At 42.3% G+C, this 23,970-nt stretch carries 19 protein-coding genes; 3 read left to right on the top strand and 16 right to left on the bottom strand.

What is annotated here, in order from left to right; translation table 11 throughout:
- Window positions 1–93: 93 nt before the first annotated feature.
- The 7 genes from GKR71_RS14180 to GKR71_RS14150 form a co-directional block, all read right to left on the bottom strand.
- Entirely contained in the window at window positions 94–948 is an 855-nt protein-coding gene (locus GKR71_RS14180) for an MrpH family fimbial adhesin (protein ID WP_036955368.1), read from the bottom strand.
- Window positions 949–1,013: 65 nt separating this feature from the next.
- Complete coding sequence (locus GKR71_RS14175) at window positions 1,014–1,565, bottom strand: fimbrial protein (RefSeq protein ID WP_036955373.1); 552 nt, start codon at window positions 1,563–1,565, stop codon at window positions 1,014–1,016.
- Window positions 1,565–2,059: a fimbrial protein gene (locus GKR71_RS14170; protein WP_036955377.1), complete on the bottom strand. Its 495-nt coding sequence runs from the start codon at window positions 2,057–2,059 to the stop codon at window positions 1,565–1,567. The genes GKR71_RS14175 and GKR71_RS14170 overlap by 1 nt, the downstream gene beginning before the upstream one ends.
- An 11-nt stretch (window positions 2,060–2,070) precedes the next feature.
- Window positions 2,071–2,562: a fimbrial protein gene (locus GKR71_RS14165; protein WP_036955381.1), complete on the bottom strand. Its 492-nt coding sequence runs from the start codon at window positions 2,560–2,562 to the stop codon at window positions 2,071–2,073.
- 11 nt (window positions 2,563–2,573) lie between these two features.
- On the bottom strand, window positions 2,574–3,311 hold the full coding sequence (locus tag GKR71_RS14160) for a fimbria/pilus periplasmic chaperone (protein ID WP_108479282.1): 738 nt from the start codon (window positions 3,309–3,311) through the stop codon (window positions 2,574–2,576).
- Window positions 3,312–3,346: 35 nt separating this feature from the next.
- Complete coding sequence (locus GKR71_RS14155; RefSeq protein ID WP_154634462.1) at window positions 3,347–5,836, bottom strand: fimbria/pilus outer membrane usher protein; 2,490 nt, start codon at window positions 5,834–5,836, stop codon at window positions 3,347–3,349.
- A gap of 92 nt (window positions 5,837–5,928) precedes the next feature.
- The gene (locus tag GKR71_RS14150) at window positions 5,929–6,507 is read right to left on the bottom strand and encodes a fimbrial protein (RefSeq protein ID WP_036955392.1); all 579 of its coding nucleotides are present in this window, start codon (window positions 6,505–6,507) and stop codon (window positions 5,929–5,931) included.
- A gap of 965 nt (window positions 6,508–7,472) precedes the next feature.
- Here GKR71_RS14150 and zur point away from each other — a divergent pair.
- Window positions 7,473–7,988: a zinc uptake transcriptional repressor Zur gene (gene zur, locus GKR71_RS14145; protein WP_036955395.1), complete on the top strand. Its 516-nt coding sequence runs from the start codon at window positions 7,473–7,475 to the stop codon at window positions 7,986–7,988.
- A gap of 158 nt (window positions 7,989–8,146) precedes the next feature.
- Here zur and lexA read toward each other — a convergent pair whose 3' ends face one another.
- Both lexA and GKR71_RS14135 read right to left on the bottom strand, forming a co-directional pair.
- Window positions 8,147–8,764, bottom strand: a complete 618-nt coding sequence (gene lexA, locus GKR71_RS14140; protein WP_036955398.1) for a transcriptional repressor LexA — start codon at window positions 8,762–8,764, stop codon at window positions 8,147–8,149.
- A gap of 137 nt (window positions 8,765–8,901) precedes the next feature.
- Window positions 8,902–9,276 (bottom strand): diacylglycerol kinase, encoded by a 375-nt coding sequence (locus tag GKR71_RS14135; RefSeq protein WP_154634461.1) that lies wholly within the window; start codon window positions 9,274–9,276, stop codon window positions 8,902–8,904.
- 124 nt (window positions 9,277–9,400) lie between these two features.
- Between GKR71_RS14135 and plsB the strand changes: the two genes are divergently transcribed.
- On the top strand, window positions 9,401–11,905 hold the full coding sequence (gene plsB / locus GKR71_RS14130) for a glycerol-3-phosphate 1-O-acyltransferase PlsB (protein ID WP_154599664.1): 2,505 nt from the start codon (window positions 9,401–9,403) through the stop codon (window positions 11,903–11,905).
- Window positions 11,906–11,983: 78 nt separating this feature from the next.
- On the opposite strand, the gene ubiA is transcribed toward plsB, so the two are convergent.
- From ubiA to pgi, 3 genes are all read right to left on the bottom strand, one after another.
- Window positions 11,984–12,838, bottom strand: a complete 855-nt coding sequence (gene ubiA / locus GKR71_RS14125) for a 4-hydroxybenzoate octaprenyltransferase (protein ID WP_036955408.1) — start codon at window positions 12,836–12,838, stop codon at window positions 11,984–11,986.
- Window positions 12,839–12,912: 74 nt separating this feature from the next.
- Complete coding sequence (ubiC, locus tag GKR71_RS14120; protein WP_036955412.1) at window positions 12,913–13,416, bottom strand: chorismate lyase; 504 nt, start codon at window positions 13,414–13,416, stop codon at window positions 12,913–12,915.
- Window positions 13,417–13,721: 305 nt separating this feature from the next.
- Window positions 13,722–15,368, bottom strand: coding sequence for a glucose-6-phosphate isomerase (gene pgi / locus GKR71_RS14115; RefSeq protein WP_154634460.1), 1,647 nt, complete (start codon window positions 15,366–15,368; stop codon window positions 13,722–13,724).
- Window positions 15,369–15,727: 359 nt separating this feature from the next.
- Here pgi and lysC point away from each other — a divergent pair, with 359 nt between their 5' ends.
- Entirely contained in the window at window positions 15,728–17,095 is a 1,368-nt protein-coding gene (lysC, locus tag GKR71_RS14110; RefSeq protein WP_036955418.1) for a lysine-sensitive aspartokinase 3, read from the top strand.
- 90 nt (window positions 17,096–17,185) lie between these two features.
- On the opposite strand, the gene GKR71_RS14105 is transcribed toward lysC, so the two are convergent.
- From GKR71_RS14105 to metH, 4 genes are all read right to left on the bottom strand, one after another.
- The gene (locus GKR71_RS14105) at window positions 17,186–17,431 is read right to left on the bottom strand and encodes a hypothetical protein (protein WP_036955421.1); all 246 of its coding nucleotides are present in this window, start codon (window positions 17,429–17,431) and stop codon (window positions 17,186–17,188) included.
- 339 nt (window positions 17,432–17,770) lie between these two features.
- Window positions 17,771–19,327: an SEL1-like repeat protein gene (locus GKR71_RS14100; protein ID WP_036955425.1), complete on the bottom strand. Its 1,557-nt coding sequence runs from the start codon at window positions 19,325–19,327 to the stop codon at window positions 17,771–17,773.
- A gap of 195 nt (window positions 19,328–19,522) precedes the next feature.
- The gene (locus GKR71_RS14095) at window positions 19,523–20,110 is read right to left on the bottom strand and encodes a hypothetical protein (RefSeq protein WP_036955429.1); all 588 of its coding nucleotides are present in this window, start codon (window positions 20,108–20,110) and stop codon (window positions 19,523–19,525) included.
- Window positions 20,111–20,182: 72 nt separating this feature from the next.
- On the bottom strand, window positions 20,183–23,866 hold the full coding sequence (gene metH / locus GKR71_RS14090; RefSeq protein WP_230085090.1) for a methionine synthase: 3,684 nt from the start codon (window positions 23,864–23,866) through the stop codon (window positions 20,183–20,185).
- Window positions 23,867–23,970 lie beyond the last annotated feature (104 nt).

Below are 23,970 nucleotides of genomic sequence, written 5' to 3'. Positions count from 1 at the left end.
AAGATTAAAAAAAAGCCTACCAACATTTACGTTTAAGTAGGCAAAACCGTCAACATGGGAAAATGACGAATACAAAATTCTTAACGCTTTACATTATGGAATGGTCATTACCAGTGTAATTACACCACTAAAGTTACCCGCTGCAACCGTACCATTCGTTTTCAATACAGATTCTACTGTCACAAGCTCATTCGTATTTGCTCTTGCATTGATAATCGTGCCAAACCAAGCCGGTTGACCGTTCAATGTCACTCGTGACATCAATTCACCATTCGGACGTAAATTCACATACTCTTGCAACATATTTGAAGAAACTTTTACTCGCATGTTTTGGTTACAAACAATCGAGAAGAATCCACGCTGCGTATTTCCATTCAGATCCCCAGTGTTCAATGTACCGTGATCTAATTCCATTCGGTTATTTGCAACATAATTGAAATAGCACTTACCGGCAGGTGGTGGCGCAATACCACAGATCCCACCGGGTAGCATTTTCGCAGAACTACTAGTGCGGTTTGTATCTAAAAAGATACCGACACACTCATCTGCTGTAATCGCTCCGGAGTGACGACTATCCCCTCTTTTAGGAAAACTTAAACCGCATTGATTTTGCGCTGCATCAATAATTGATTGCATCGTCGGGTAAGTCGCGAAATTTATGGAACACTCCCAGTCTTTACGAGACCCTGCTCCCCCAATATTTGGCGCTGTATGTAAATGGTTAATCGTAAAATAACAGTTCCTAGCGCCACCAGAACCTAGAACAGAAACACATGGATTTGGTTCCGTAGGAGAGTTAGCTCTCCAATAATCAAATTGGTAATAATAGGTATGGCTACTCCCTGAAGAGACAATGTCTTCAACATACGAAAAATATGTCGACCCATAACCAAGAGAGCTTATAAAAAGCAACGGTATTAAAAATAACCTTTGAATTCGTTTTCCCATTTCAGTTCTCTTTATTTACTTAATAAAGCTTAATTAAATCAAAGCCATAAACTTTGATAATAAAATTACTCGTACTCAAATATAAATGTTGCAGTGGCTGATATTTTACCGACTTTCACTTGTTTATTATTCACAACATCCGATGTCGCTTTGATAAATGAATTAAACTGTAATTCATTCTTACCTGCTTTACTGATTGGCATTAGCGATGAAAATTGGTTAATTTTCATCGGAGTCCCATCCGCCAACTCAATAAAAACACCTAATCCAGGGTTTAAATCACTGCCCGTCAACGCGAGGGAACCTGGCAACAGTAAGTTTTCAGTTCCTGAGAATTTTACTTTCACCTTTTGCGCAATGGTCAAATCGCAATCTGACAACACTAACGTGAAGGATTCATTCGGAAATTGAAATCCCGGCTCATAGATATCCAACAGTCTGATATCACCAAAATCGACTTCAACCTTTGAATTTTCTGGTAACACCACACAAGGTGCGTTCACCAGCGTCCCTTTGATTTTCATATTATTCTGTGCGGCTTGTGCAGGCATCGTTGCTACCGCAGCGAGGTTTCCCAGTAATGCAAATAAAATTCCAAAACGTATTTTCTTATTCATTATTGGTACTCCACTAGCATGGTTCCGTTTGCAATAAAGTCGCCCGTTTTCAGCTCTTTATTACCATCACGAACCAATACAGCCCAAAGTACCCCAGGGTTACTTGGGTTAATTAAATATTTTTTGCCTAAATCTAAAGTTTGATCGCCCAGTTGAAATTTAACCGCAAGATTAGTAATTCCTGTATTCAACCCATTAGTATCAAATGCACTTTTTGCGCCATTTAATGTTAAATACATGGCCCAGTTGTTCTTGTTTTCTTCACACTGGATTTGGTAATTCACTTGTCTCTTTTGAGCATTACCTTGAATGGATTTAATGGAAACGTTACCAAACTCCACTTCAATATCTTTACCATTATCAATATGGCACGGTGGCGGCGTGATTAAATTACCTTTAATCAGAATGTCTGTTTCGTTATCTCTCGCCGTTGAAGAGAAAGGAAATAAGATAAACAGTAAAAACACCCCAATAAGCTTATAAATGTCCCGCATGTTTATCACCCTTATTGATACTCAACTTTGAGTGTCGCATTAGCCGTGAAGGCTTTCGCTGGCAAATCAGTACCGCTTTTCTTCACCAACACCGCAAATAATTTAGTCGGTGATGCAAAGTTAAAGGCACGCCTAGTTTTTAATGGGAAATCGCTGGTATCCGCCTTAAAAAGGACACCGAGATTATCGACACTCGTTTTAAGCACCCGCTGGTCAAATGCAGCGGGCGTGCCGTCAATATACATATTCAATTTTGGCTGAACGCCGTCTTTACAGGTAATGGTGTAGTCCATTGGCTGTTTATACACTTCACCTTCAATACGCGTTGTCATGACATCGCCAAAATCGACTTCTATGGCTTGTCCATTATTAATCTGGCAGGGTTTGGATAAGACGACACCTTTAATTTCTACATACAGGTAGCCTGAAAATCCAAGGGCACCTGACGTAAAAAGAGTCGATGATATCAATAATACCTTGGCTAAATTTTTAATAGACATCATAGCGGTAGACCTTATTTTCTAGGTACGACAGAACACTCAACCGCGCTGCAGTTAAATTTCAAGTCAATCGTACCGCCAAAATCGTTGAGATATACTAAGGTTGGTGATGCCCCGATATCCCCTGTATTTTTTCCTAAGCTAGTTTCACCACGTGGTGGAACCATAATAGGTTCAAAATCGGCAACTTCTGTCTTACCTTTGCTGAGTTTAGTGACTGATAGGAAGTAAGGGGTTGGGTTTTTAACGACATATCCACTACCCTGTTTCACCAGTTTAATATCGTTTTCTTGAGGAATAGTTTCCATTCTATCTTTCGTTGCAATCGCAGCGGGACGATAGAACAGTTTAATTTTTGTTTGTAACGCAATTTGTAATACATTGGCTTTCTCACTGCGCGGTGGTATTTCTCGCACGTTTAGGTAATAAACGCTTTCCTGATCTTTCGGTAATTTAGCGATAGCAGGTACAGACTGAATTTTAATTTGGCTTTTTGAATCCGCCTCAAGTCGGTGTACTGGCGGAGTCACAATAAAAGGTGAATTTACTTTTTCATCTTTATCATTTTCTATCCATGCTTGCGCCAAATAAGGGCTGGTTTTGTGTTCATTACTTAAACCTACGCTCACTGATTTATCGCCCTCGTTGTAAATCACACGAGTTCTATCAATAGCAATGGCTGCATAAGCTGATTGAGCCAATAATGAGGCACTTAAAATAGCGACCGCATTGCGTTTAGTTAATAAATTCATATATTCACCGTTGACGTTAAAAATTTTTTTTTTAATTATTTACATGGCAGTAAAACATCATGCTCCATGTTGCTATCTAATTTTTCAGGCAGTTGAATATGGCATGAAGTATCATCACCCCATGTCACATCAAGCGACTCTGATGGGTTAACACCCGCTAAGTAAACAAAACCTTTATCTGAAATAATTCCGACTTCTATTTTTTTCGCATTTTTCACTGAAGCCCCAAATGGTGGATAGCTTCCATCAGCTAAGCTGATAATTCCCATTAATTTTTCACCCGTGATGACATTGAATTTACGGTAACCAATGGCACCTTCTGTCAGAGTTGCATACTGTGTGGATTGCAGCGCTTCTGCATTATCCGGCACATTTTTCAGATCAATATTTAAGTTATTACGGTTATAGTCCATCACACTGGTGACCACCGCTTTACCGTAACGGTTAGTTTTTATTGGTGTTACTCCATTTAAGATGGGTACATCTGCGACACCATTAGTATCGACTAATATTCTGGATCCGCCACGAACTGAGTTATTACGGTGTATCGCGCCACCTTCAGGTGTCATCGTCATACCGCCTTTTAACTGCATAGAAACGGCGGTTTGGTTATCCTGAATATAGGTACCACTCAAATTCAGCTGGCTTCTATCGCCATCGTAACTATATGTACCCGCGGTCGTGACTTTATCTTTATCCCAGTTACCTGCAGATACAGAGTAAGAAGAGCGATTATCAATTCGGCTATAATAGTTAACGTTATTAGAGTTATTCCCCCCAGAAAAGGAACTGGAATAACTTATGCTCGACTCATTTTTATTTAATGGGATCATGAGGTTTAAATAAACGCCATCATCATCACGGTCACGTGATTTCGTTTTATAAGCTGTTAAACTCAGGCTGATATTTTTTACTTTGCCAATATCAAAATAGTTTGAAAGCGTAAAGTTATACTGGTTGGTTGATGCTCTATTCCAATAGGTTTGGTGCGAATAGTTCAAATACATATTGGCGTTATAATCCGGGAACGCCGTACCAAAAATAATGGTATAAAGTTCTTTACCGCTATCGACCTTATCGCCTTTATAGCGACGGTCAATAAACTGACTCATTGACATATAATTTCGTTCAGAGAATCGATAACCCGCAAACGTAATCTGGCTGTTAATTTCATCAAACTGCTTAGAATACGTCAGGTTATAAGAGTTACCGGTTAACGTTTCATTGTCATCCAGTCGCCCCATTTGCGCGCGAGAAATGTTGATGTTTCCCGATAAAACACCAAATGGCGCAAAGTCACGACCTAAACCAAATGCAACGTTTTGATATTCAGATGATGCCTGTAAACCACCATAAACCGTGATATTGTTTGTCGCCCCCCAAGAGAGCGATCCCATGCTAAATGCAGGGCCTTGAGTATCATGGTCATCTTTTGTCGGTTTACCCATCACAAATTGATAAATCAGCTGACCAGGGCGTGTCAACGTACCCAGTCGAGAGGTTTCCACTCGATAGCTGCTTGTTGTGCCATCTTGCTCTTGAATCACTACATCCAGCGTACCGCCACCGAATGAGTTCACATCCTGAATACGGAATGGACCAGGGCTAACTTCTGTTTGATAAATAATACGACCATCTTGTTTTACCATGACTGTCGCATTCGTTTTTGCAACACCCGCAATTTCAGGCGCATAGCCTTGTAAGCGAGGTGGCAGCATGGATTCGTTGGTTTCTAAACTCGCACCAAGATAACGAATACTGTCAAACAGGTTTGACGCTAAATATTGCTCCCCGATCGTCAAACGCGCACTCAGTGAACGAATCGCTCTATAGGCGTATAATTGGTTCCAAGACCATGATTTACTACCTTTATTCAGCTCACCGTTTTGAGTTTGCCAATCGGCACGCAAACGCCATGCACCGAAGTTTGCACCCATTGTCCCTGTGGCCGTCAGACCTGATTTCGTTCCTTTATCGCCGGTTTGTCTATTAACAACGCGTCCTGTCGCGTTATAGTCAATAAATGCACCCATAATCCCGTCATCCCAACGAGATGGTGGGTCCCAATCAGGGTCTGAGTACTCCATGTAGGCCTGAGGAATATTGAACTGTACAACGTTCTTTGCCAAATCCCCTTGAATGGTCATATCCGGAACTGAGCGAATATCCAAACATTTTCCATCATCTAGCCATTTGACTTGGCTATTCCACTCCTTTTTTAATCCCAATAATGCATAAATTTCAGGCGTGATACATGCCAACGAAACTTTGTCGTCGTAATTAGGATTAAAAAAGGTGATAGGTTGTTCCATAGAAACTTTAGCGCGGTTAACTTCAATCGCTAAAGAGTAATCCCCAGGAGGGACATAGTTGGCATGAGAGAACTTACTGAAGTCGACGTTTTCTTTACCTTCAGAATCAATGAAGTCGGTGTTAAAATCAACGGCCTCTTCAGAGAATGCAACCATTGGCGTTAACATTAAAAGCATTAATTTTGTAATTAGATTTAGCTTTATGCTTTTCATTAACTATGCGCCTATACAAACAAATACAGTGAAGACGATATAAGAAATATGGCGTATGACTACGCCATATTGTTCTCTATAGGAACTGACTATTATTGGTAAACAATTTTGAAGTTAGCTACAGTGTCAAAACGACCTGTAGTAGCTTTTTGAGTTGGATCTTCGTTACCTTTAACGTACGCTGCGAAGTGCAGAGTAGTTTGTGAACCGTCACCATTGTTTAACGCGTAGCCGTCACCAGTACCTGGGAATGCTTTACCGAATTCAACGATTTTGTCAGCGCCGTTAGTGATTACGATACCAGCGTTTTTAACTTTACCGCCTAAGCCCAGTAAGTCACCAGTGAAGCCTTGGAAACCGTTTACTGTAGAACCAGTAAATGTGATTTTTGCGTTTTTGTAAGTTTCAGTAGAGCAGTTTTTCAGAACGATATCGAACGCTTTGCTGTCTGAACGGAATTGGTTAGAAGTCAGTTCGTGTAACGCGATTTCGCCGAATTCAACTAATTGCTTCAGGTTGTCAGCATCGATTGAACATGGAACGTCGTTAATGAAACCAGTAAAACGGATTTCACCTTGTGAGCTTTCTACTGGATCAGCAGCTAAAGCAACACCTGAAACGCCAACACCTAAACCTAAAGCTAGAGTTAATGCTAATTTATTCAGTTTCATAAAAGTTTTCCTTTAAATGAGTAGGAACTGCTATTTCTCTTTTTCTCTTTCCTGTTTCCACTGATGCAAAATTAAGTCCATTTACTTAATCAGTGCACCCTTGAAAATTCCTCTAGCTTTCCTACTTGATGAATTTCATTCAGGTTAGAGATTTTTTTATATAAACGAGCTCCATCTCATTTATGTGATTTAAAAAACAGAAATCATTAAGCCAACATTCTCACTTCTAAATTAATTACTGAGTCATTCAGTAATTAATTAAAATTGATATAGAACACTAAATGAATTCTGATAACTACCTTGTGATATTTTCTGATGTCAATTCTACATGCGTGACATATGTTGTCAAAAACCACCCAAATAAAGCGTTGACTTGGTTTTTTATATCGGAAAAATGAGCAAAGACAACTTTTACCCACTGAATGAGTACTTAAATCTAAAGAAATGATGAATTACTTAGAAAGATTTATATGAAGACTTCATTTTGCATTTATAAAAATGTCTAAATATTGCAAAAAACCTATAAATATAAAAATCTATATTTATATTTAAATACAACTTAATAAACCGAACAGCTGTAAATTTATTAGATTTAACATCTATCAAGTGTCTTTTTCGCGTCAGTAATCGCTACATAAGAAACAAGGGGTAAGATAAGTCTTAATTAAAATCAACGCTAAATAGTAACAATGAATTTCAATAATTGTTTTTATTTGGTTAAATTTAACACCCAATTATTAACTAAAATGTAGCAATTAATGATTTATTTAAAATAGAAAAAACCATCTCTTAAATAAGGAGTTCATTTTTTATTAATGTTGCCTTTATTAAAGTTAAAATTGCGTATTCAATTTAGTAAAAAATTGTTTATTTCATCACCACCATTTCAAACACAACAGAAATGGAAGTTATGGTAAACTAAACAGTAATAAAAACTTGAAGCTATCTAGGTGGGGCCAAACAAGATGAAAACAATCAGTGAAGACATGCTGCTTACGACGGCCGAACGTATTTGTCAGTCTCGAGGCGTGCGTTTGACCCCACAAAGAGAGACTGTTCTGCGATTAATTGCGCAGCAACACGGTGCGATCAGTGCTTATGATCTACTAGATTTACTGCGTGAAATAGAGCCTCAGGCTAAACCCCCTACCGTTTATCGCGGTTTAGAGTTCCTCATGGAACAAGGATTTATTCATAAAATTGAATCCACAAACAGCTATGTGGTTTGTCACCATGTGGATAATCCAAGCCATATTTCAGTGATGTTGATTTGCGATAATTGTGGCAATGTGACCGAAAGTGACTGCACGACTATCGAACAAGCGATTAGCACACTAGCGGAAGAAAATCATTTTCATCTCAGGCATACGGTGGTAGAAAACCATGGTTTATGTCAAAAATGTTTTGAGATTTCCAATTGCCAAGATCATGAACACTGTGAGCATAACCATCACGCCACGGTCAGTTCAAAAAAGAAGTGATATAGAATAAGTGGTCTACAGGAAGTAAAATAAAGGAAGCTATATAGCAACATGGAAGATGGCTATATAAAGAAAAACAGTATGAAAATAGCTATATAAAGAAAGGCTATTCAAAAAATAGAGATATTGAGTCTGCTGCCAGACTCAATCACTCATCATCAATGCCAGTCACTGTTACGGATAACCCCAACAGCTAGACCTTCGATAGTAAAATTCTGTTCGCGTAAATCAACCACAATTGGTGCAAAATCAGAGTTTTCAGCAATAAGCTCAACGCGATTGCCTTGTTGCTTAAAGCGTTTAACAGTAACTTCATCTTCGATACGTGCCACAACAATTTGCCCATTATGGACATTCTGTGTTTTATGTACCGCAAGTAAATCACCATCCATGATACCGATATCTTTCATCGACATACCATTTACGCGTAATAAAAAGTCTGCGTGTGGTTTAAATAATTCTGGGTCGACTTGGTAATGGCTTTCAATATGTTCTTGTGCAAGCAATGGTTCGCCAGCAGCAACACGTCCAATCAGAGGAAGTCCTAAATCTTCGGATTCTTCTTCTAACAACAGACGAATGCCTCTGGAAGCTCCAGAAACAATCTCAATTACCCCTTTACGAGCTAAGGCTTTTAAATGTTCTTCTGCCGCATTAGGCGAACGAAAACCCAAACTTGCTGCTATCTCAGCGCGTGTTGGTGGCATGCCCGTTTGCGAAATGTGGTCACGCACCAGATCGTAAACTTGCTGTTGTCGAGCTGTCAGTGCTTTCATCCCGTTCCCCTGTTTGTTTATACAGTCAGACTGTGAGTATATACAGGTAAATGGGTATTGGGAACTGTTAAATTAGCCAAAACCTGCTTTTGTTGATGAATTTCTGGCTTTTTATCTCTTTTACTGTTTTTAGCCCACTAAGCCGTAAAATAACGTGCCCATAATACGGTTCCCCAGATAAACAGAGCTAATCCTATCGTGACGAACACGGCTGCGGAGCCGATATCTTTCGCTCGCCCAGATAATTCATGGTATTCACTGCCAATACGATCAACAACCGCCTCAATTGCACTGTTAATTAACTCAACGATTGCGACTAATACAACTGAACCAATCAACAAAACTCTGTCAATTTGGCTAATATCCAAGTAAAAAGCTATAATTATCGCAATGATAGCAGCAATCGCTTCTTGACGAAATGCAGCTTCATTTACCCATGCTGCTTTTAAACCTTTAAGGGAGTATCCAGCCGCTTTGATGACTCGAGTGAGTCCCTTAGTTTGACTTGCCATATTTTTTCCTTAATTTTTAAACAATAATCAACTTTTGCAGTCAAAGTGAATTATCGATAACAGATCTAAACGTTGCTTTCTGCTATGATTGCGCAGCATTACTAACAAGAGGCTATAATCATTTATGTCACTATGGCGTAAAATATATTACAACACGTTGAATTTACCACTGAAATTATTGGTAAAAAGTAAACTAATCCCAACGGATCCGATAACAGAGTTACAGCTTGACCCAAGCAAGCCAACGCTGTACGTCTTGCCATATCACTCAAAGTCCGACCTGCTCACGCTTCGCCAACAATGCTTAGCGATTGGTTTACCTGATCCGCTAGTGGATAACGACATCAATGGCACCAAGCTTCCAGCCTATGTGTTTATTGATGATGGTCCGCGCGTGTTCCGTTACTACTCCCCAGATCCACGTAAAGAGTCAGTAAAAATATTCCATGCGTATCTGGATTTGCATAAAAACAATCCAAATCTTGATATTCAAATGCTACCTGCATCCGTCATGTTTGGACGTGCGCCGGGTCGCGAAGGGCATAAGCCTGCCCCGCTAAAACTCTTAAACGGTGTGCAAAAATTCTTTGCAGTCCTGTGGTTAGGGCGCGATAGCTTTGTACGTTTCTCTCCGAGTATTTCTCTTGGCCAGATGGCGCAAGAACATGGCACCGACACCATCATTGCCAATAAACTTGCTCGCGTAGCACGTATTCACTACTCTCGTCAGCGTTTAGCTGCGGTCGGGCCAAAACTGCCTGCCCGTTATGAGCTATTTAATAAGCTGCTATCCTCTAAAGCGATTGAAAAAGCCGTTGAAGACGAAGCGCGCAGTAAAAAAATCCCATTACAAAAAGCCCAGCAAAATGCCGTGGCGATGATGGAAGAGATTGCAGCTAACTTCTCTTATGAAGCAGTGCGACTGACTGACCGTGTACTCGGTTGGACATGGAACCGCTTATACCAAGGGATCAATGTTCAACATGCTGAGCGCGTTCGCCAGCTGGCGCAAGATGGTCACGAAATTGTGTATGTGCCCTCTCACCGTAGCCATATGGACTACCTGCTGCTTTCTTATGTGCTTTATCACCAAGGCTTGGTGCCACCACACATTGCGGCGGGTATTAACCTTAACTTTTGGCCAGCCGGTCCTATTTTCCGCCGTTTAGGTGCATTCTTTATTCGCCGTACGTTCAAAGGCAATAAACTCTATTCCACCGTATTCCGCGAATACCTCAGTGAGCTATTTGCTCGCGGCTATTCGATTGAATACTTTGTGGAAGGCGGTCGTTCACGTACAGGTCGCTTACTGGAACCGAAAACTGGTACCTTGTCGATGACCCTACAAGCGATGCTACGCGGAGACTCCCGCCCTATCACCATCGTTCCTATCTATATTGGTTACGAGCATGTGATGGAAGTAGGAACTTACGCAAAAGAGCTGCGTGGCGCTGAGAAAGAGAAAGAAGGCTTCTTCTCCATGGTACGTGGTCTGCGTAAACTACGTAATTTGGGTCAAGGTTATGTGAACTTTGGGCAACCAATTTCACTGACCCAGTACTTAAATAACCGCGTACCAAATTGGCGTGAATCTATCGACCCGATTGAACCACAGCGCCCGAGCTGGTTAAACCCAACCGTCAGCAGCTTAGCCGATAACATTATGGTGAATATCAATAATGCGGCAGCTGCCAACGCGATTAACCTATGTTCAACGGCATTGTTGGCTTCACGTCAGCGCTCGCTCACCCGTGAACAACTGCTTGAACAAATCGAGTGCTATCTACAGCTACTGCGCAATGTGCCTTACACTGCCGATGCAACTACGCCGAACAAAACGGCTGAAGAGCTGCTTGAACACGCTTTGCAGATGAACAAGTTTGAAGTCGAAAAAGACAGCATGGGGGATATTATTATTCTGCCACGCGAAAATGCCGTCTTAATGACCTATTACCGTAACAATATTCATCACTTACTGGTTCTGCCTTCGCTTATCGCCAGCATTGTGCTGCACCATGAGCGCATTAGCCGTGATGCAATCCACCAGCAAGTTGCGCTGATTTATCCATTCCTGAAAGCTGAGCTGTTTATGCGTTATGACGCAAACGCGCTTACGGAAACAGTGGATACATTGATTGATGAGCTGAATAACCAACAACTGATCTGCTTGAAAGATGAGAATATGGTGGTGTTAAATCCTCGCCGTATCCGTCCGTTACAGCTACTGGCAGCTGGTGTTCGTGAAACACTGCAACGCTACGCCATTACACTGTCATTGCTCAATGCAAGCCCAGAAGTCAGCCGCAATACGTTAGAGAAAGAGAGTCGTATGCTCGCGCAGCGTCTGTCCGTTCTGCACGGTATTAACGCCCCTGAATTCTTTGATAAAGCCGTGTTCTCAACACTGGTCGATACCCTCAAAGAAGAAGGCTATATCGACAATAACGAGAATGATATTTTCTCGACGAATGCGAAGAACTTGTACGCCGTGCTTGCACGCTTGATGTCACCGGAAATCCGTCTGACCATTGAGAGCGTTAGCCAAACTGAAGAACTTTCTGCACCAAAACCAGCGCCGAAAAATACGCCGGAAAGTGCTGATGAAGACTCAGAAACCTCGCAAGAGTAATATCGCAACTCAATGATATTCAGCAATAAAAAAGGGTAATGCATCTGCATTACCCTTTTTCTTATCCCGTTTTAGCGGTTAAAAATAACTAATCACCATACCGATAAACAGAATAAAGCCAACATAGTTATTATTCATAAACGCTTTGAAACACGGCGCTCGTTCTCGGTTCACCATCAATTGCTGTTGATAAACAAACAGCGCAGCGGCTAGCACTAACGAACCATAATAAACCATGCCTAAGTTAGCCAATGAGCCAATCACCACCAGCAAGCCAACCATCACAATTTGCAGCAAACCAATAATCAGCTTGTCATATTGACCGAACAGAATCGCCGTTGATTTCACGCCAATTTTTAAATCATCGTTACGATCGACCATGGCATACTGCGTGTCATAAATCACTGACCAGATGATATTCACTAAAAACAGTAACCAACAAACTAGTGGTAAGGACTCACTAACTGCTGAGAATCCCATCGGGATTGACCAGCCAAATGCAGCGCCCAAGACTACTTGAGGCAAATGGCTCACACGTTTCACAAACGGGTAGATCCACGCTAGCGCTAAGCCTGCGACCGATAACCAGATGGTCATGGTATTCAGACTCAATACCAATAAGAAAGAGAGCCCTACCAACGCAGCAAATAGAATTTTTGCTTCTTTTTCCGTAACATCACCGCTAGGCAGTGGTCGGTGTTTAGTTCTTTCTACATGCCCATCGAAATTACGATCAGCAAAGTCATTGATAACACAGCCTGCGGCACGCATTAAAAATACACCGGCCGTAAAGACAATCAGAATATGCAAACTTGGCGTGCCTTGGGCGGCAATCCACAGCGCCCAATAGGTTGGCCACAGTAATAACAGTGAGCCAATAGGTCTATCAATACGCATTAAACGGCTGTATGCATGCCATTTACTTAGCGCCATACTTCCCTCCACGTTATCGTGCTCCTTTATGCTTCTATTTTACCCATAAACGTTATTTGAATTATGTTAGATAGTTATCTATATGCAGGTGATTCAGGTAAAAATATTTCGGTTAATAATAATGGTTTTTGGGACAATCTAAGTAGGGAGCGGCGTACCCAGCGGTCAGCGCTGGATCCCATTTCAATATAATCTCGGGTTAGGTTTTCATGACTAAAGAGGTAGCGCCCTAATGGGACACGCCCAATATCCACTAATTTTTTGTCATTATCAGTGAGCGTCTCTTCTGGGATCAGCGTTCTGCCAATCAACCAAGGGATATTATCCCCATACATAATCACTTCCCGTAGCCAATAACGCTCACTAATTGGTAAGCATTTTTGTTCGTCGGCGGTGAGCATATCCAGTGAGATATAGCGTTCTAAATAAGGTATTACCGTCACTTTCTGACTATGCTGCTCAAACCGCTTGGTCATCGACCCTTGCTCTTGCAACCAATCTAATACACTTTCAGGAACACTCTCGTCGCCCTCTTCTAACCAGTTTATCGGGTGAGAGGTAAAAATCGTTTCAGGCATTCAATCAAATTCCACCATAGTAATTATGGTTATCCCCTGATTGCTACTCAAGCTTGTTAACGTCTAGCGTATTAAAGCCACAACCAGCATCGTTCATCTAAATTATTGGGCGATAGAATAGCACGTTGTTATTGTGCAAGGTTAAAGATAGATAACAATTTATATAAAAAGTCGCTAATTCAACACAAATTGTAAAAATTTTGTGAAAAATATTTGATTTATAATGAGTTAGCTTAAAAATCGTATTTTATTAGGATACTAATAGCCTGCCAATTACAGGCTATTAGTCGCTTAAAAAAACGCCATTAACGCCAGTTTTTATAGCAATTAATCAGCCCATTGGTAGAGCTATCATGGCTCTCTACCGCTTGGCTATTTTCCAATTCAGGCAGAATACGGCTCGCCAGTTGCTTACCTAACTCAACCCCCCATTGGTCAAAGGTGAAAATATTCAAAATTGCACCTTGGGTAAAGATTTTATGCTCATACATAGCGATCAGCGCCCCTAATGAATACGGAGTGATCTCTTTAAGTAAAATAGAGTTAGTTGGGCGGTTGCCTTCAAACACTTTGTAAGGCGCCACATATTCCATCTCTTTGACAGTTTTACCTTGCGCAGCAAATTCAGCATCCACCACTTCACGGGTTTTACCGAAGGCTAATGCTTCCGTTTGTGCAAAGAAGTTAGACAGCAACTTAGCATGGTGATCCCCCAGCGGGTTATGTGTCACTGCCGGCGCAATAAAGTCACATGGGATCATTTTTGTCCCTTGGTGAATTAACTGGTAAAACGCATGTTGCCCGTTAGTTCCCGGTTCACCCCAAATAATCGGACCTGTTTGGTAAGTGACTGCATTGCCATTACGGTCAATATATTTCCCGTTTGATTCCATATTGCCTTGTTGGAAATAGGCGGCAAAGCGATGCATGTATTGGTCGTATGGGAGAATCGCTTCAGTTTCTGAACCAAAAAAGTTGTTGTACCAGATGCCGATCAGCGCTAATAAAACAGGGATATTGCTTTCTAGAGGCGTTTGCGTGAAGTGCTTATCCATTGCATGAGCACCGCTCAGTAATTGAACGAAATTCTCATAACCGACGGATAAGATGATAGACAAACCAATCGCTGACCACAGAGAGTAACGACCACCAACCCAATCCCAGAATTCAAACATGTTATTGGTATCAATACCAAATTTTGCGACTTGTTCGCTGTTCGTTGAAAGCGCCACAAAATGCTTCGCAATATGTTTTTCATCTTTGGCAAACGTCAATAACCACTCACGCGCTGAATGCGCATTGGTCATGGTTTCTTGCGTCGTAAATGTTTTCGATGCAATCAGGAATAACGTAGTTTCAGGATTGAGATCCTTCAATGTTTCTGCAATTTGAGTACCATCAACGTTAGAAACAAAATGCATATTTAAATGGTTCTTATAAGGACGTAGCGCCTCAGTCACCATAAATGGTCCCAGATCTGAACCACCAATCCCAATGTTCACCACATCAGTAATGGCTTTACCGGTGTATCCTTTCCACTCGCCACTGATAATGCGTGCGCTGAATTGCTGCATTTTTTCCAGTACCGCGTTCACTTCTGGCATCACATCTTTGCCATCCACCAGCACTGGGGTATTGTCGCGGTTACGTAATGCGGTATGCAGCACAGCACGATCTTCAGTGCGGTTGATTTTCTCACCACTGAACAGACTTTTGATTGCATCTTCCAGTTGCGTTTCTTTGGCTAATGCCAAAAGTTTGTCCAATGTCTCTTGTGTAATACGGTTTTTGGAGAAATCCACTAAGATTTGGTCATCAAAAGTGGCTGAAAACTTCGTAAAGCGCTGTTTATCTTGTGCAAATAAGTCACGCATATGCACATTTTTCATGTCTGCATAATGCTGCTCTAGCGCTCGCCATGCCGCCGTCTGGCTTGGATTGATACTTTTCATGGATAACACCTCCAAAACAATTTCAAATAATAATAGATTGTAACTCGCCGAGGACACGAAGCTTATCGGTTTTCTGCGTTCTCATAATCTGCTGTTGTTAGGTCTATTCTCCCAAACCTAACGGCCACTGTCATCTCATCCCAAAAATGATATTGAGAAAACCGATAATCATTTGCCCATCATTAGAATTACTGATTTACCTCGATTCATTATTGACGATACGTGCCAAAGTCGATAAATCTATTACTCCAACGTATTTCAAGCTGTTGATGTCGTGCCGTATTCGGCCTGCGCCGCAGGAATTATTTTGGGTTCATGCATTATTTAAAGATAGGCGGTTTAATTAAAGGGATTGGAAAATGAATACAGTAGCTGGCAGTAATCAGTTTGTTATCGCAAAATTCGGCGGCACAAGCGTCGCTAACTTCGACGCCATGAATAAAAGTGCAGATATCGTACTGGCAAATGATCAAGTTCGTGTGGTTGTGCTTTCTGCAAGTGCAGGGATCACCAACTTACTCATTGAACTCGCTGAAGGCTGCGACACTGATAAACGCAATGAGCTACTGCAAAGAGTCAAACAGACTCAGTATGACATTATCGAACACCTGCAAACTGCGAACGTTATTCGCGAAGAAATCGACCGTCTACTTGAGAACATCGCTCATTTAGCTGATTCCGCCTCTCTTGCCACTTCTGATGCCTTAACGGACGAAATGGTCAGCCACGGTGAGATTATGTCCACATTACTGTTTGTGGAAGTATTGCGCCAGCGCGGGGCATCCTCACAATGGTTTGATGTCCGTAAAGTGATGAGAACCAATGAAAGCTTTGGTCGTGCTGAGCCGGATCTTGAACAGCTACAAGTGCTCGCACAGCAGCAATTACTTCCACGCTTAGCCGAATCGATTGTTATCACTCAAGGGTTTATTGGGCGTGATGCCAAAGGGCGCACTACCACACTAGGGCGCGGAGGAAGTGACTATACCGCTGCCTTACTGGCTGAAGTATTGAACCTATCCCGCGTAGATATTTGGACGGATGTACCCGGCATTTACACCACCGACCCTCGTGTGGTGCCGAATGCCCAAAAAATCGATGAAATCGCCTTTGATGAAGCCGCTGAAATGGCAACTTTCGGAGCAAAAATTCTGCATCCAGCCACGTTATTACCCGCAGTGCGTGCGGGGATCCCTGTATTCGTCGGCTCGAGTAAAGCCCCAGAAGCAGGCGGGACGATTGTCAGCGACCAAACGGAAAACCCTCCGCAATTTAGAGCGCTCGCATTACGCCGCAAACAAACGTTACTGACCTTGCACAGTTTGAAAATGCTGCATGCACGTGGTTTCCTGGCAGAGATTTTTACTATCTTGCTGCGCCATAATATTTCCGTGGATTTGATCACCACGTCGGAAGTGAGTGTCGCACTGACATTAGATACAACGGGCTCAACAGGCACTAATGGTAGCTTGCTGACTAATGCCTTAATGACCGAATTATCCGCACTGTGCCGTGTAGAAGTGGAAGAAAACCTGGCTCTGGTGGCGATTATTGGTAACCAACTTTCACAAGTGAACGGGCTCGGCAAACAGATTTTCGGCGCGTTGGAATCCTTTAATATCCGTATGATCAGCTACGGTGCTAGCAGCCATAATATTTGTCTGCTTGTGCCAGGTAACGACGCGGAAGAGATTGTTCGCACACTGCACAATAATCTTTTTGAGTGATAGCGGATAGCTAACCATAAATAATAGCAATCCATAAACGATAACGGGCAATCTTTTGATTGCCCGTTTGACTTGCTAATAAAAATAAATTTAACGACTTAGGAAAGAGGTAATCAGCCCACTAAACGTCGACTCACCTGCAAAAGCATAAGTGCTTTTTAGCTCTTCTCCGCGAATATCTGCAAAGCGCGCTAACGCTAATTCTTTGCTATTCGCCTCAATCTCTTCAAACTGCTTTTGGTAACCCATATTCACTAACTCGGTAGCATTTTGGGTTTCAGTCATCTCTAACGCAACAACTTCGTCAGATTTAATAAAAAAACAATAAGTGCTCATTTAACACCTCATTTTTTCATGCTCAAAAAACAACTAAACTCGTTCTAATCTAATGGAGAGATTTACAACAAAGACTCAACAAAGAACCAGTTAATAAAACTATACTTCATTATTTAGCTAAATAAAAATAGCTTCCTAATTCACAAAGATTGATAAATTTTATGGTGTAGAAATACGTAATTATCTTAAAAGAAAGAGTAAGAAAGTAATTTTTAAGAATATCAAAATGATATTTGTCATTACGATGAAAACAGCAAAATAGATAGAGATGATTAAAAGCCAACAGTATTAATAAGGTTATTGGCTTTTAAATGAAATGGAATGGATTCTTTCAGTGATTCATTTTTTAGAAGGCAATGAATTTTTTACACTTTCTGTATATTGCAGCATATTCGCTTTTGCATTATGGTCTTTTTGCAATAATGCTAAGTTATTTTTTGCGGTCACATTACCCAGTTTATCCGCACGCTCAAACCACATAATAGCGCGGAAAATATTTTTACTGCCACCTTCTCCTCGGGCATACATTACGCCGAGGTTATTTTGCGCATCACTGTTTTCTTTGAATGCCGCAGACTCCAAAAGCTCCCGTGCTTTTTGGCTATCTTGCTGAACCCCAGTTCCAGTCAGATAAAAAATCGCTAACTGGTTTTTTGCTTCCATATTGTCTTCTTTAGTAACTTCCAGCCACTTCACAATCTGCTGGATCTCAACATCTTTCAACTGACCTGCCAGATATAAATTCGCTAACTTTAATTGTGCGTCGACAATATCTGAATCCGCTAATTCGATATACCACTGGGTCGCTTTCGCCATATCCGGTTTAACGCCGCCAAGGCCTTTTTCATAATACTCAGCCACTTTCATAGCGGCTTCAGCAGATTCATTATCTGCCGCCATTTGGTACCATTTGAAGGCTTCGCTCAGGTCTTGCCCAACGCCATCGCCTGTCTCATACGCTTGCGCTAACGCATATTGAGCCGAAAATTCACCTTGGTTTGCCGCGCGCTTATACCAGTAAACGGCTTGGTAGTTATTTTGCTCAACGAGCGGATGACCTTTGCTGTAAAAGTCTCCCATATTTTTTTGTGCAACTGGGGAGCCCATGTTCGCGGCTTGGCGATACAGGTAAATCGCCGTATCCTCATCTTTTTCCATGCCTTCGCCATTTTCATACATCACGGCTAAGTTGTTCACGGCAGAGGCTACGCCATTACGTGCACTGCGCTCATACCATGTAAAAGCTTTATTGTAGTCAATATCACCACCAAGCCCATCATGGTAGAACAACCCAATGGCAAACTGTGCATACTCTTGCTCTTGTTCTGCGGCCTCATAATACCAAGCGCGAGCTTGTTTATAGTCTTTTTCGACACCTAAACCACGCTCAAATAAATAGCCCATCGCATATTGGCAGTATGCATCGCCTTTTTCGGCGCATTTACGATACCAATTACCCGCTTGCTCATAATCCTTTTTGCGCTGTGCCAGCATCCCGATGTAGTAATCACCATCATTGCTATTTAAATCAGAAGCTTTCTTAAACCAGTAATAGGCTTTATTTTCATCGGAATCGAGAAAGTCTGTGCCATCCAAATAAGCGACACCCACGTCAATCATGGCATCAACTTTACCCGCATTGGCCTCTTTAATACTGCTTTGAAAATCGGTTGGAAGGTTGCTTGGCTCAGTCACTTCAAGGGCTTTAGGTAAAGGTTCAACTAAAGCGGAGTCCGCCTGAGGCGTCAAAACCACAGGGGTGATAATTGGGTTGGAAGATTGGTTAGCAGCCGCTTTGGTTGGCTGGTTATGAAACGAACCCGACTCTATTGGCTCTGCTTGCACATAAGGGGCACAGATAATGCAGAAACTAAATAAGAGAGAGGGTAATTTCATGACATTTACTCACAGCTTGGCATTGACCACTGCTATATAAGATATCATTCCCATACAAAAATCATAAGGACTATAAGCAGAAAATAACCAAATGATGTGAATTTTTAAGAAAATAATTTGGGTGATTATCGTAATTGGTTATAAAACGAGCTAATCACCCTCTAATTAATAATTAAATTGTCTTAATGCGCAAAATTAATTAACGCGATATCCGCCATGCTTACTGGCAAATAAATTAAACTTACCCCACTCAATTAAAATCAATTCCAATTTTTGATGGCTAATTTTGCATAGCGTCGATATTTGGGAAACCACAAAATGGTTTTCACCCACTAATTCTTCTGAAAATACCTCGGCAATTAATCCACTCTCTTTCGCTGTAATTAACCAGCCATCATTGGTCGCAAATTTATGAACCGGAACCATACCTTCTTTGGTACTTTCTTTAGAGAGTAACTTATCTTCCGCTTGTTGCGCTTGATAAAACGCGTCGATTTCCTCTTGTGAAGGGATCGGCTCAACCCGCTCTTGGTTTTCCAAGAACAGATAAATTTCTTCTGCTCTTGCTGGCGTTAACTCGCTTCTTAACCAAATTTGGTTAAAGCAATGTTCCGTCAATGAATCTTCAGTATCCAATTTGTCCATGATTTGCAAAATACTCATCATGGCACTCACCGCGTCTTCGCTCATCATAAATGTCTCTGGCGCGGCGCTATTTTGGATCTGATAAGGATAAACTACCGAGGACGGCAGTTTTCCTTCAATTATAAATTCATAGCTCATCATTTGCTCCCAATAGATTTCCTACCTATAAGATGGAGGCGAATAACTGAAAAATCAATCTTATGGATCAAATCAATCTTCTGGGTCATAGCCTAAGTTTGGCGCTAACCAGCGTTCTAATTCTGCGACCGTCATTCCTTTGCGTTTGGCATAATCTTCAATTTGATCTTTTTGCACTTGTGCCACCGCAAAGTATTTACTATCAGGGTGACTAAAGTACCAACCCGACACCGAGGCTCCCGGCCACATTGCGTAAGAGCTAGTCAGTTTCATACCAATTTTGTCTTCCACATTCAGAAGTTGCCAGATTTTTTCCTTTTCTGTGTGTTCAGGGCAAGCGGCATAACCCGGTGCAGGGCGAATGCCTTGATAATTTTCACGGATCAACTCTTCGTTGCTCAGTGCTTCCTCTGACGCATAGCCCCAATACTGGGTTCTAACTTGTTGATGCAGATATTCCGCAAAAGCTTCTGCTAAGCGATCAGACAAGGCTTTCACCATGATTTTATTATAATCATCGTGGGTATTTTCATACTGCTGGGCCAGCTCATCCTCTTCTAACCCGCCAGTCACGGCAAATGCACCAATATAATCCGCTTTACCGCTCTCTTTAGGTGCCACAAAATCGGATAAACAGTAGTTCGGAAAATCGGTTTTCAACGTTTGTTGGCGTAAATTAAGTGCCACCACTTGGACTTCATCCCGAGCATCGGAACGATAGATTTCCACATCATCCACCACGCGGTTTGCTGGGAAAATTCCAAAAATCCCTTTTGGCGTCAGTAAGTTTTGGCTTTCCAACGTGTCGAGCATCGCATTGGCATCAGACAACAATTTGCGCGCCTCTTCCCCGACCACTTCATCTTCGAGAATTCGCGGGTATTTACCAGCCAATGACCATGTCATAAAGAATGGTGTCCAATCGATATAGTCACGCAATGTTTTAATGGAAGCCGTCACTTCTTGAACGCCTAGGAATTTAGGAACCGGCGGCTGGTACTGTTGCCAATCAATATTCACCCCATTAGCGCGAGCGGCTTCTAATGTAACGGGTGGCGTTCTTGGTTTTTTGCGCCCATGTTGCAGGCGAACCGTCTCATACTCACGACGCGTTCGGGCAACAAACTCGGCTTTTTGGGTTGCTGAAAGTAATGCAGCGACGACCCCCACCGTACGGGATGCGTTCTGCACATAGACCGTAGGTCCTGAATAGTTTTGCTCGATTTTCACCGCAGTATGAGCTTTCGAGGTCGTTGCGCCTCCAATCAATAGTGGTAAGGTAAACCCTTGTCGCTCCATCTCCTTTGCCACATGCACCATCTCATCCAATGACGGCGTAATCAGACCCGATAAACCGATAATATCGACGTTTTGTTCCCGGGCGGTTTTTAGGATCGTTTCACACGGCACCATGACGCCTAAATCAATGATTTCATAGTTATTACACTGTAAAACGACACCCACAATATTTTTGCCAATGTCGTGTACGTCCCCTTTCACCGTCGCTAGTAATACTTTACCTGCACTGCTTCCCGACTGTTTTAGCTCCTGAATATACGGCTCTAAGTACGCCACGGCTTGCTTCATCACGCGGGCGGATTTCACCACTTGGGGCAGGAACATTTTTCCTTCACCAAATAAGTCACCCACCACGTTCATGCCGTTCATTAGCGGGCCTTCAATCACTTCGATCGGGCTTGACGCACGTTGGCGAGTCTCTTCCGTATCTTGGATAATAAATTCCGTAATCCCTTTCACTAGCGAGTATTCAAGCCGTTTTTCCACTTCCCAGCTGCGCCATTCCGCTTGTTGAACTTGCTGCTCCTGTCCTCCTGTTCCACGGTATTTTTCAGCCAGTTCCAGTAGCTTTTCAGTGCCGTCTTCTCGGCGATTGAGGATCACATCTTCTACCGCGTTTTTGAGCTCGGCGGGAAGATCGTCATAAATGGCCAGTTGCCCCGCATTGACGATCCCCATATCCATCCCATTGCGGATCGCGTGATACAGGAAAACAGCGTGAATTGCCTCACGCACCGGATCATTGCCTCGGAATGAGAAAGAGACGTTAGACACCCCACCTGAGATCAACGCATGGGGCAGTTGATCTTTGATATCTTTACAGACTTCAATAAAATCAACAGCATAGTTATTATGCTCTTCAATCCCCGTAGCAACTGCAAAAATATTCGGGTCAAAAATAATATCTTCAGGTGGAAAACCGACCGTTTCCGTTAATATTTGGTATGCGCGGCGGCAAATTTCGATTTTACGCTCGCGGGTATCAGCTTGCCCCACTTCATCGAACGCCATGACCACCATTGCCGCACCATATTTACGGACTAATTTGGCGTGTTCAATAAAGGCATCAACCCCCTCTTTCATGGAGATGGAGTTCACGATCCCTTTGCCTTGGATGCACTTCAGCCCTTTTTCGATCACGTCCCATTTCGAGGAGTCGATCATAATAGGCACTCGTGCAATATCAGGTTCTCCCGCGATCAAATTCAGAAAACGCACCATCGCCGCGTGGGAATCTAACATGCCCTCATCCATATTGATGTCGATGATCTGCGCGCCGTTTTCCACTTGTTGGCGAGCGATATCAAGGGCTTCTTGGTAATTTTCTTCTTTAATTAAACGCTTAAATTTTGCAGAGCCTGTGACGTTAGTGCGCTCACCAACGTTCACAAATAGAGATTGCGCACCAATATTCAGCGGTTCTAAACCGGATAACCGACATTCCACAGGTAATTTTGGTAACTGGCGAGGTTTTAGTCCCTCAACGGCTTGTGCCATTTTTTGGATGTGAAGTGGCGTGGTACCACAGCATCCACCGACGATATTTAAAAAGCCAGCCTCCGCCCATTCGCGGATCTGCTGCGCCATATTTTGGGCATCAAGATCGTATTCACCGAATGCATTCGGTAACCCTGCATTGGGGTGAGCGCTAACATAGCACTCTGAAATACGAGATAATTCAGCGATATATTGACGCAGTTCATCAGGTCCCAATGCGCAATTAAGCCCAAATGATAACGGCTGAGAGTGGCGCAATGAGTTGTAAAATGCTTCCGTGGTTTGCCCCGATAAAGTTCGCCCCGAAGCATCAGTGATAGTCCCTGAAATCATCACAGGCAAGTGGATCCCAAGGGATTCAAATTCAGTTTCTACGGCAAAAATCGCCGCTTTTGCATTTAATGTGTCAAAGATAGTTTCGATCATGATCAGATCGACACCACCCTTAATCAGCGATCGTGTGGATTCACGATACGCGTCCACCAGCAGATCAAACGTCACGTTGCGATAGGCCGGATCATTCACATCAGGGGAGATCGATGCTGTACGGTTTGTTGGTCCCAGAACCCCAGCCACATAACGCGGTTTTTCTGGGGTTTTACATGTCCACTCATCGGCACATTCACGAGCAAGGCGAGCTGCGGTTTCATTTATTTCCGCAGAAAGTGCTTCCATTTTATAATCCGCCATCGCAATGGTGGTGGAGTTAAACGTATTGGTTTCAACAATATCCACCCCTGCCGCAAAATATTGGCTATGGATATCGCGAATAATCTCAGGTTGAGTTAGCACAAGTAAGTCATTGTTGCCTTTCAAGTCGCTTGGCCAATCTGCAAAACGCTCGCCGCGAAACTGCTCTTCAGAGAGTTTATGGCGTTGGATCATCGTTCCCATCGCACCATCTAGGACGAGAATTCTATTTTTTAATTGTTGTTCTAATTGGTTTTTCTTGCTGGACACTGCACTGTCCTCCTGAAAATGATAATCCCTCGGCTTAATCTGCCCCATGCTGTGACTTCGCACAGCTAAATCGTCAATGAATTGAAACTAAACTAAATTTGTAT

Source organism: Providencia sp. wls1922 (genome assembly GCF_009706505.1).
Taxonomy (GTDB): domain Bacteria; phylum Pseudomonadota; class Gammaproteobacteria; order Enterobacterales; family Enterobacteriaceae; genus Providencia; species Providencia lanzhouensis.
This window is presented reverse-complemented; position numbering and strand designations above follow the sequence as displayed.

Excerpts from the sequence above, each read along its gene's own strand:
- GKR71_RS14180 (WP_036955368.1), bottom strand. The coding sequence starts at position 948 with ATGGGAAAACGAATTCAAAGGTTATTTTTAATACCGTTGCTTTTTATA.
- GKR71_RS14175 (WP_036955373.1), bottom strand. The coding sequence starts at position 1,565 with ATGAATAAGAAAATACGTTTTGGAATTTTATTTGCATTACTGGGAAAC.
- GKR71_RS14170 (WP_036955377.1), bottom strand. The coding sequence starts at position 2,059 with ATGCGGGACATTTATAAGCTTATTGGGGTGTTTTTACTGTTTATCTTA.
- GKR71_RS14165 (WP_036955381.1), bottom strand. The coding sequence starts at position 2,562 with ATGATGTCTATTAAAAATTTAGCCAAGGTATTATTGATATCATCGACT.
- GKR71_RS14160 (WP_108479282.1), bottom strand. The coding sequence starts at position 3,311 with ATGAATTTATTAACTAAACGCAATGCGGTCGCTATTTTAAGTGCCTCA.
- GKR71_RS14155 (WP_154634462.1), bottom strand. The coding sequence starts at position 5,836 with ATGAAAAGCATAAAGCTAAATCTAATTACAAAATTAATGCTTTTAATG.
- GKR71_RS14150 (WP_036955392.1), bottom strand. The coding sequence starts at position 6,507 with ATGAAACTGAATAAATTAGCATTAACTCTAGCTTTAGGTTTAGGTGTT.
- zur (WP_036955395.1), top strand. The coding sequence starts at position 7,473 with ATGAAAACAATCAGTGAAGACATGCTGCTTACGACGGCCGAACGTATT.
- lexA (WP_036955398.1), bottom strand. The coding sequence starts at position 8,764 with ATGAAAGCACTGACAGCTCGACAACAGCAAGTTTACGATCTGGTGCGT.
- GKR71_RS14135 (WP_154634461.1), bottom strand. The coding sequence starts at position 9,276 with ATGGCAAGTCAAACTAAGGGACTCACTCGAGTCATCAAAGCGGCTGGA.
- plsB (WP_154599664.1), top strand. The coding sequence starts at position 9,401 with ATGTCACTATGGCGTAAAATATATTACAACACGTTGAATTTACCACTG.
- ubiA (WP_036955408.1), bottom strand. The coding sequence starts at position 12,838 with ATGGCGCTAAGTAAATGGCATGCATACAGCCGTTTAATGCGTATTGAT.
- ubiC (WP_036955412.1), bottom strand. The coding sequence starts at position 13,416 with ATGCCTGAAACGATTTTTACCTCTCACCCGATAAACTGGTTAGAAGAG.
- pgi (WP_154634460.1), bottom strand. The coding sequence starts at position 15,368 with ATGAAAAGTATCAATCCAAGCCAGACGGCGGCATGGCGAGCGCTAGAG.
- lysC (WP_036955418.1), top strand. The coding sequence starts at position 15,728 with ATGAATACAGTAGCTGGCAGTAATCAGTTTGTTATCGCAAAATTCGGC.
- GKR71_RS14105 (WP_036955421.1), bottom strand. The coding sequence starts at position 17,431 with ATGAGCACTTATTGTTTTTTTATTAAATCTGACGAAGTTGTTGCGTTA.
- GKR71_RS14100 (WP_036955425.1), bottom strand. The coding sequence starts at position 19,327 with ATGAAATTACCCTCTCTCTTATTTAGTTTCTGCATTATCTGTGCCCCT.
- GKR71_RS14095 (WP_036955429.1), bottom strand. The coding sequence starts at position 20,110 with ATGAGCTATGAATTTATAATTGAAGGAAAACTGCCGTCCTCGGTAGTT.